We start from the raw sequence: 8,128 nt of genomic DNA, 5'->3' as shown, positions 1-8,128 counted from the left end.
CCCGCGTCTACGGCCGTCCGCTCACCCCCGCCGACGTGCAGGAACTCGGCAAGCCGTACGGCCGCTGGGCGGGCTACTGGGCGCACTACCTCCGCGTCACCCCCTGACCCGACGTCCAGAGCGACACACAGCGACGGTCGCGGCTCACGGGCGGTGGGAGCGGAGGCCGTCGAACACGACGTCCAGGACGCGTCCGCGCATGGCGACGTCCAGCTTCTCCGTGGCCTGGGACGTCCCGGCGAGCAGGGCGAGCACCTCACCCAGGCCGACATCGGCACGCACCGCCCCCGCCTCCTGCGCGCGCGTGAGCAGAACCCCGAGCGCACCGCGCAACTCCTGCCGCACCTCGGCGCCATCGGCGCGGGTGTCGACGCCCGCACCGGTCAGCTCGGCGGAGACGGCGTTCTTGGTGGCCGACTCCCCCACGACGAGCTGGAAGAAGTCGAAGAACGCGCCGCCCGGATCGGCGGACTCGGTGCGCAGCCTCGCCTGCTCGGCGAACCCGGCCAGGATCTCGCCGAGGACCGCCTCCAGCAGCGACTCCTTGGTCGGGAAGTGCCGGAACACCGTCCCGATGCCGACCCCGGCGCGCTTGGCGACCTCTTCCGTGGACGCCGCGGTGCCGAGCTCGGCGAAGACGTCCCGGGCGGCGCCCAGGACCTTCGCGCGGTTGCGGGCGGCATCGGCGCGCAGCGGCTTCGCGGGCGGGGGCTCGTCGGCCATCGCACCCTCCTCGATTGACAAGCGGAGTGACGACTCCATATATTCATGGAATCGGAGTAGGCACTCCGATTCTACGACGGGAGCGCACCATGCCCAGCCGGCACGAGGTCTTCCTCCGAGTGGTCGAGAGCCTGGCCGCGAAGAAGACCGGCGACCTGCACCTCCTCTACGCCGAGGACGCGCTCGTCACCCACCCGTTCGCCCACCCGGAGTCCCGGTTGGAGGGGCGCGAGGCGCTGCGCGAGCATTTCGCGCGAGTGCCGGGGATGCCGTTCGAGATGGCCGTCCGCGACGTCGTCGTCCACGAGACGGCCGACCCGGAGGTGATCGTCGCCGAGTTCGCCTACGACGGCCGCAACACCGGCACCGGCGCCCGCTTCACCGTCCCGAACATCTTCGTCATGCGGATCCGGGACGGCCTGATCGTCGAAGCGCGCGACTACGCGGACCACCGGGCGTTCGCCGAGGCGATGGGAACCGGCTCATGACCACCCCGCGCGAGACGTTCCTCCGGCTCTCCCAGGGCATCTCGGACGGCCGGTGGGACGTGCTGGCCGACCTCTACGCCGAAGACGCCGTGGTCGAGCAGCCCTTCGCCATGGCCCCGGCCCCGTCCCGCATCGAGGGCCGCGCCGCCCTCGCCGAGCACTTCGCCGCCGCCGGGAAGGGGCCGGTCCGGCTCCGCGTCCGGGACGTGGTCGTCCACGAGACGCGCGACCCCGAGGTGATCGTCGCCGAGTTCGCCTACGACCGCGTGCTGACGACCACGGGAGCCGCCTTCGAGATGGGCAACATCCAGGTGCTGCGCGTCCGTGACGGCCTGATCGTCGCCAGCCGCGACTACCACGACCATGCGGCGCTCGCGCGGGCTCTGGCGGGCGCGTGACCAGCCACATCGGCCGGCCCCGGCGGAAATGCCGCGCCCAGGCGAGGCGTTGCCGCTGAGGTAAGTCTTATGTCTCCCATCCGGAAGGGCCTCACCGTGCGCGTCGACATCTGGACCGACATCGTCTGCCCCTGGTGCTACATCGGACAGGCGCGCTTCGACGCGGCACTGGCCGGGTTCGAGCACCGCGACCAGGTCGAGGTCGTCCAGCACTCCTACGAGCTCGCCCCGGACCTCTCCCCCGCCGAGACCGGGCCCGTGCTCGAGATGCTGATGAACAAGTACGGCATGTCACGCGAGCAGGCCGAGGAGGCCGACGCCCGCGTCTCCGGGCTCGCCGCGGCCGAGAGCCTTCCGTACACGTCGGACCGCCCGACCGGCAACACCTTCGACGCGCACCGCCTGCTGCACCTCGCCGCCGAGCGCGGCCGGGGCGACGAGCTCCGGCACGCGCTCTACCGGGCGAACTTCAGCGGCGAGCGCTCCATCTTCGACGCGGACGTGCTGACCGAGATCGCCACCGAAGCCGGCCTCGACGCCGCGGAGGTCCGCTCGGTGCTGGCCGGCGACGCCTACGCCGACGCCGTCCGCGAGGACGAGCGCAGCGCCGCCCGGATCGGCGTCCAGGGCGTCCCCTTCTTCGTCCTGAACGAGAAGTACGGCATCAGCGGTGCCCAGGAGACCGCGACCTTCACCCAGGCCCTCAACCAGATCTGGCAGGAGTCCCAGCAGGAGCAGGCCACCCAGACCCAGGCATGACCATGGACGCCTCCTCAGACGCTCCCGAGTCCAGGAACAGGCCCACGGACGAGCGCGCGACCGCGACCGCGAAAACGAGCGATGCCCAGGTTCAGCCGGCATGGCCTGCGCACCTGGACGTCGGCGCCGTGCGCTTCGCGCGGCCGACCGCGCGGTACGACGACATCCTGGCGTTCTACCGGGATGATCTCGGGCTGCCCGTCCTGGCTGCATGGCGGGGTCACGACGGATACGACGGGGTCGTGTTCGGCCTGCCCGGTACGCCCGTCCAGATGGAGATCACCCAGCACGGCTCTCCGCCGGTGATCCCGGAACCGCATCCCGAGAACCAGCTCGTGCTGTACCTGCGCGGCCCGGAGGCCAGGGACGCGGCCGTCGCGCGGCTGACCGCGCGCGGCCATCACCCGGTCGCGCCCGCCAACCCCTACTGGGAGCGGCACGGCGCGGCCGCCTTCGCCGACCCGGACGGCTGGGTGCTCGTCCTCGCCCCCTGGGTCTTCGGCATGGAGCCCCCGCCCGCCCCCTGACCCCGCAGTGGCGACCGGCGGGCCGGGGAGGTGTCAGGGGGCTGGTCATGGCGGGAGGGTTGGCCTTTCACCAGGGGGAACGTAAGGGGCGTGGCATAGGTAGATCGATTGTGGGGAGGCATTCAGGAAAGTGTCAGGGGCGTCCCAGGACCTCTCCAGAACCCGATAGGCACAATCGTCGGGCGGGCACGGGCTGAGATGAACGGACGGACGATCCTTACAGGAGGGCCGGATGGGGTTGTTCAGGCGGACACGCGGAGACCGTGTGGCGCGTCGGAGCTACCCCGTTCTCACCGCGGCGGCGGTGCTGGCCGGCCTGGCGATCGTCTCGTGGCCGCCCTCGGCGGGCGGCGGGGCCGCCCAGGCCGCGCGGGAGACGCGGCCCGTCGGGGACGTGGCCGCCGGATCGGTCCGGCCGCCCGAGTCGTCCAGCAGCTCGTTCGAGGGGGTGCCGGCGGTCGGGGCGCTGTTCGACCTGGACGACGACGGCAAGCTGAGCGACCACACCTGCACCGCGAGCGTGGTGAAGAGCCCCGGGCACAACCTGGTGGTCACCGCCGCGCACTGCGTGAGCGGCGGCAGCCGGCGCGGCGACATCGGGGTGGCGTTCGCCCCCGGTTACCACAACGGCCAGACGCCCTACGGCGTGTGGCGGGCGGTCGCGCTCTACGATCCGCCCGAGTGGGCCTCCAACGGAGACCCGGACTCGGACGTCGCGTTCCTCCAGGTCACCGATGCGAGCAGCAGCGGCAGGAAGGTCCAGGACGTCGCCGGGGCGATGGCCCTGGAGGCGGACGGCCCGGTCAGCGGACCGGCCCGCGTGATCGGCTACCCGTCGTCCGGCGAGCGCCCGGTGGCGTGCCGGAACCGGGTCGAGCCGTACAGCACGACCCAGCTCCGCTTCACCTGCGCCGGATTTCCGAACGGCACCAGCGGCGGCCCGTTCCTGACCGGCGACGACGAGAAGACCGTCGTCGGCGTGATCGGCGGCCACGAGGAGGGCGGCAGCACCCCCGACGTGTCCTACTCGGTGATCTTCGGGTCGAAGGTGAAGAGCCTGTATCAGACCGCGAGCGCGTCCTCGGCCGCCAACTCGAACTCCTGAGCCCGGGCGCGGTCCGTCCGGCGCGTCACGGCCGGCACCACCGCGGCGGCCAGCAGCACCGGAAGCGCGGCGAACGCGAAGCACAGCGGCAGCGGCAGCAGGTCGGTCAGCCCGCCGACGCCCGCCACGCCCAGGGACGCGCCGGCGTTGAACGCGGTGTTCACCCAGGACGCGACGGCCGTCCGCCGCCGCGCCGGAGCGGCGTTCTCAGCGACGAGGTACGCCGTGGTCAGCAGGGGCGCGATGAACAGCCCGACCACGGAGACGGCCGCGATCAGGACGGGGACGCCGGGAGCCAGCCCCGCGACCGCGAGCGCCGCCGCCATCGGGACGGCCAGCAGGGGCAGCCGCGTTCGCGGAGCCATCCGCCAGGACACCGCGCCGTAGGCGAGCCCGCCGACGACTCCCGCCACCGACATCGCCGCCTCGCCCCAGGCCGCTCCGCCGGCCCCGGCGAACGCCACGATCAGCAGCGCGAGCCCGGTCTCCGCCGCGCCGAGCGTCGCCATCATCAGCAGCATTGGCCACAGGCTCCCGAGCAGGCTTCCCGTGCCGTCCGCGCCGCTCTGCCCGGACGCACCGCGCTCGCGGACCGGGACGCCCTGCCCAGCCGCCACGGCTCCGGCGGACGTGGCCGGTTCCACGGCGTCGGCCGCGCGGGGCTCCGGACGCTCCCCGACGGGCTCGGGCTCGGCGGCGCGCGCGACCGTGTTCCGCCTGGTCGTCAGGGCGAGCGTCCCGATGATCACGAGTCCGGAGCTGACCAGCACGCCGACGGCCGCGGACGCGAGGACGGCGAACAACCCGGCCAGGAGCGGTCCCACCGTGAAGATGATCTGTTCGGCGACGGTGTCCAGGCTGTAGGCGCGCTGCAGCAGCTCGCGGTCGGGCACCAGCTCGGCCCACAGCGCCCGCATCACCGGCCCGAGCGGCGGTGTGCAGGCTCCCGCGGTGACCGCGACCGCCCCGATCACGAGGTCGGACGACAGATGAGCGGCGGCGACGAGCACCGCGAGGCCGAGCCCGTACAGGACGGCCATGGGACGGAGCGCGGCACGCGGCCCGAACCGGTCCACGAGCCCGGCGCGCCAGGGCGTGAGCAGGCAGCTCGCGCCGCCGAACAGCGCCACCATCGCGCCCGCGCGGGCGTACGAGCCCGTCGCCTGGACGAAGGTCAGGGTGAGGGACAGTCCGACCGTCCCGTAGGAGAGGCGTCCCAGGAGGGCCGCGCCGAAGATGCGGGCGGCACGCGGGGTACGCAGAACAGCGCCGTATGAGGCGAGCATGATGTTCCTTCTGCGAGACGACGCGGCAGAGCGCGTCGCAAGTGTGCGAGGGCACCGTCCACCGCCGCGGACACCCGGACGCGGGTGCGGCGGTGAGGCGCTCTCTACGCACACAGCAGGAACATGCGGCCATCTTCACATCTCACCCAGTTTTGGGCAAGCGATCCGTCACACTCGCGCGTTCCCGCGTGTCAAGAGGGTGAGAGGGAAGGAGAACACCATGACCGGCATCAAGACGATCATCTATTCGGTCTCGGACGTTCCGGCGGCGAAGGCCCGGCTGGACCTGCTGCTCGGCATCGAGCCGTACTCGAACGAGCCCTACTACGTGGGCTACAAGGTCGACGGCCAGGACATCGGCGTGACCCCGAAGCAGGGTGACGCGGGGGTGTCCGGCCCGGTCTGCTTCTTCGAGGTCGACGACATCAAGAAGGCCGTCCAGGATCTGACCGAATCGGGCGCGACCGTTGTCGAGGACGTCCGCGACGTCGGCAACGGCAGGCTGATCGCCACCCTGAAGGACCCCGACGGCAACGCCCTCGGCGTCCTCCAGGACCCGCCCGCCTGATCCGGCTCCGGCCGGACGCAGGACAGGTCGAGGCCCCGCACCCCGTGCGGGGCCTCGACCTTGCCCGGCCCCGGTTCAGCACCAGACGACCGGGTTGCCCGTCTCGACGGCGGCCTCGCAGACCTTTCGCAGCGGCTCCAGCACCGAGTCGAAGTAGGCCCCGCCGAGCGGCCGCTCCACGACGTGGAGCCGCGTGGGGTACGAACCGTCCCGCTCGCCGATGGTCGAGGTGAGGTCGAGCGTCGTCTCCGCGCCGTCCTCGGCGCGGAACCGGACGCGGCCCGCCCGGACGCGTCGCTGCGTGCAGCGCAGGGCACGGAACAGCTCACGGCCGGAGTCGTCGGAGACGAAAAGGCCGCGCTCGTCCACCCCCACACGCCGCCTGGCCATCCCGTCCCAGACGAAGACGCCCCTGTAGGCGCGGATGCCCGTCGCCACCACGTCGCCGGTGTCCTCGTCCAGCAGGACGACCTCCGTCCCGACCCGGTCGCAGGCTCGGAACGCCGCCAGCTCGGCGAGCGCCTCGTCCGCACGCTCGGCCGGCAGCTCGCCGCCGTTGCTCTCCGGCAGGTGCTCCCGCAGGACGGGGAAGCGTTCCCAACCGGCGTTCTCCATCGCCTGCCGCAGGCTCGCCACGCCTCCCCAGCTCGCGATCCGCTCCCGGGCGATCTCCATGTGCTCGTGCGGGCACGCTGCACCGGCCTTCCACATCTGGAAGACCCCGTCCAGCGGGTCCATGAGCAGCGTCGCCCCGGACTCGCCGTCCAGGTAGGGGCCGTAGTCGTCGGACTTGATCCGTTCGCGCGGCACGGGCGGCTCGGTCGTGCGGCCGTCCTGCCAGCAACGGCACAGCACAAAGGCGTCGAGTCCCATACCGGCAATGGTTCCGATGTTCGAAATGTCCGGTCAACGCATTAAATGCGCCCCAGGAAGCGCCCGACCCCCAGGACCACACCCCAGTGCCCCCACACCCCGAGCCACAGGGTGCGGGGGACGGCTCCTCCGAGGAGAACCGCGCCCGCATAGGCAGGCTCAGACGCGCCCCAGAGGGCCCTGGACGGCTCGCGGTGCCGAGCCGTCCAGGCGCAACGGTCAAAGCAGCGGGATGCGGAGAAGAGGGCCGGAGCGGATCTCGCGCAGGAAGGGGTCGTCGTCCTCCCGCCAGGAGGCGCGTGAGCGGACGACGGCGTGCACCGGGAGGCCGAGCCGGGCGGCGCACTCCTGGCCGGCGTCGAAGGCGGCCTCACGCGACACGTCCCCGACGACCAGGACCTCGACGTCGCCCGTGGGTTCGGCCCCGCTGGACGGATAGGCCTCGTCGGCGTAGTGGCCGGCCCACGCGCCGAACAGGTGCAGCTCGGCGAGCCCGGGCAGCTTCGCGAAGTGCTCGGCGACGACGGCGGACGGCCCGAACGCGATCATCACCAGCCGGGCGAGGGGCGCGAACAGCGGCGAGGACGGGTCGCGGGCGACGACGCGTCCGGCCGGGGTGCGGCGCAGCCGCAGGATGCCCGCCCGGGCCAGCCGCTCCACCTCCCCGACGACCGTGCCGAGGTCGGTGCGCAGCATGACGGCGAGGTCGAGCATGGTCAGCTCGCGCTCGGGGCCGAGCAGCAGGCGGGCGAGCAGCTCGCCCTGCCGCCGCGAACGGAAGATCGGCAACTGCGGCGGCGCGGGCGAGCGCAGGTCCCGCATGAAGACCTGCGCGAGAGGGGAGTCCACGGGCGGGCGCACCCGCCGCGCGGGCCGCCGCCGGAACTCCGCCGCCGAACCCAGCACATTCGATCGCATGTTCGAAGAATAGGCCCCGGGTACGACAGAATCCGTCCCACCGACACCCTCCGGCCCCATCCGGAACAGGGAGCCCGCCCGCCGCGCCGGAAACTCCCGGCCGGAACAGAGAAGGTCGGGCCGGAACAGAGAAAAGGCCCGCACCTTCCGGTGCGGGCCTTTCTCATGCCTCGCGGTTCGCGATCACTTCCCGCTCATCCAGGGACGAGCGTCACAAAGACCTCAGTCCTTGTTGAAGTTGACCGCGCCCTCGATCGGGGGCGGGCTGTCCGGCACGCCGTTCGGCTTCGGAACACCCTTGAAGGTGAACTTGGCCTCTTCGCCGGTGCCTTCGGTGCCGACGATGATGATCTGCCCGGCCGACAGCTCGCCGTACAGGATCTTCTCCGACAGGTTGTCCTCGATCTCGCGCTGGATGGTGCGGCGCAACGGCCGCGCGCCCAGGACGGGGTCGTAGCCGCGTTCGGCGAGCAGGTTCTTGGC

Annotated in this window: 11 protein-coding genes; 6 read left to right on the top strand and 5 right to left on the bottom strand. The window is 72.2% G+C overall.

Annotation, left to right across the window (positions count from 1 at the left end; all coding sequences use genetic code 11):
- Positions 1–144: 144 nt before the first annotated feature.
- Positions 145–723, bottom strand: coding sequence for a TetR/AcrR family transcriptional regulator (locus tag AB0J52_RS18550; RefSeq protein WP_500182829.1), 579 nt, complete (start codon positions 721–723; stop codon positions 145–147).
- 89 nt (positions 724–812) lie between these two features.
- On the opposite strand from AB0J52_RS18550, the gene AB0J52_RS18545 reads away from it, so the two are divergent.
- The 5 genes from AB0J52_RS18545 (at position 813) to AB0J52_RS18525 (ending at position 4,000) form a co-directional block, all read left to right on the top strand.
- Complete coding sequence (locus AB0J52_RS18545) at positions 813–1,211, top strand: nuclear transport factor 2 family protein (RefSeq protein ID WP_500182828.1); 399 nt, start codon at positions 813–815, stop codon at positions 1,209–1,211.
- On the top strand, positions 1,208–1,609 hold the full coding sequence (locus tag AB0J52_RS18540) for a nuclear transport factor 2 family protein (RefSeq protein ID WP_500182827.1): 402 nt from the start codon (positions 1,208–1,210) through the stop codon (positions 1,607–1,609). Before AB0J52_RS18545 ends, AB0J52_RS18540 begins: the two co-directional genes overlap by 4 nt.
- A gap of 69 nt (positions 1,610–1,678) precedes the next feature.
- Positions 1,679–2,368: a DsbA family oxidoreductase gene (locus AB0J52_RS18535; RefSeq protein ID WP_500182826.1), complete on the top strand. Its 690-nt coding sequence runs from the start codon at positions 1,679–1,681 to the stop codon at positions 2,366–2,368.
- Between the two features lie 128 nt (positions 2,369–2,496).
- A complete protein-coding gene (locus AB0J52_RS18530; protein WP_500182825.1) occupies positions 2,497–2,895 on the top strand; it encodes a VOC family protein in 399 nt (132 codons plus the stop codon).
- Between the two features lie 265 nt (positions 2,896–3,160).
- Positions 3,161–4,000 carry a trypsin-like serine peptidase gene (locus AB0J52_RS18525; protein ID WP_500182824.1) on the top strand — a complete coding sequence of 280 codons (840 nt, stop codon included), beginning with the start codon at positions 3,161–3,163 and terminating at the stop codon, positions 3,998–4,000.
- On the opposite strand, the gene AB0J52_RS18520 is transcribed toward AB0J52_RS18525, so the two are convergent.
- Complete coding sequence (locus AB0J52_RS18520) at positions 3,958–5,286, bottom strand: MFS transporter (protein WP_500182823.1); 1,329 nt, start codon at positions 5,284–5,286, stop codon at positions 3,958–3,960. The genes AB0J52_RS18525 and AB0J52_RS18520 overlap by 43 nt on opposite strands.
- 220 nt (positions 5,287–5,506) lie before the next feature.
- Here AB0J52_RS18520 and AB0J52_RS18515 point away from each other — a divergent pair, with 220 nt between their 5' ends.
- Positions 5,507–5,854 (top strand): VOC family protein, encoded by a 348-nt coding sequence (locus tag AB0J52_RS18515; protein WP_500182822.1) that lies wholly within the window; start codon positions 5,507–5,509, stop codon positions 5,852–5,854.
- A 75-nt stretch (positions 5,855–5,929) separates the two neighbouring features.
- Here the strand turns inward: AB0J52_RS18515 and AB0J52_RS18510 are convergent, their stop codons facing one another.
- The 3 genes from AB0J52_RS18510 to AB0J52_RS18500 all read right to left on the bottom strand — a co-directional run.
- Positions 5,930–6,727: a hypothetical protein gene (locus AB0J52_RS18510; RefSeq protein WP_500182821.1), complete on the bottom strand. Its 798-nt coding sequence runs from the start codon at positions 6,725–6,727 to the stop codon at positions 5,930–5,932.
- A gap of 219 nt (positions 6,728–6,946) precedes the next feature.
- Positions 6,947–7,645, bottom strand: coding sequence for a hypothetical protein (locus AB0J52_RS18505; RefSeq protein WP_500182820.1), 699 nt, complete (start codon positions 7,643–7,645; stop codon positions 6,947–6,949).
- Positions 7,646–7,867: 222 nt separating this feature from the next.
- Positions 7,868–8,128, bottom strand: a 261-nt coding sequence (locus AB0J52_RS18500) for a ClpB D2-like domain containing protein (protein WP_500182819.1), incomplete at its 5' end; no start/stop codon positions are given.

It is taken from the genome of Spirillospora sp. NPDC049652 (genome assembly GCF_040675125.1).
Lineage (GTDB): Bacteria > Actinomycetota > Actinomycetes > Streptosporangiales > Streptosporangiaceae > Spirillospora.
This window is presented reverse-complemented; position numbering and strand designations above follow the sequence as displayed.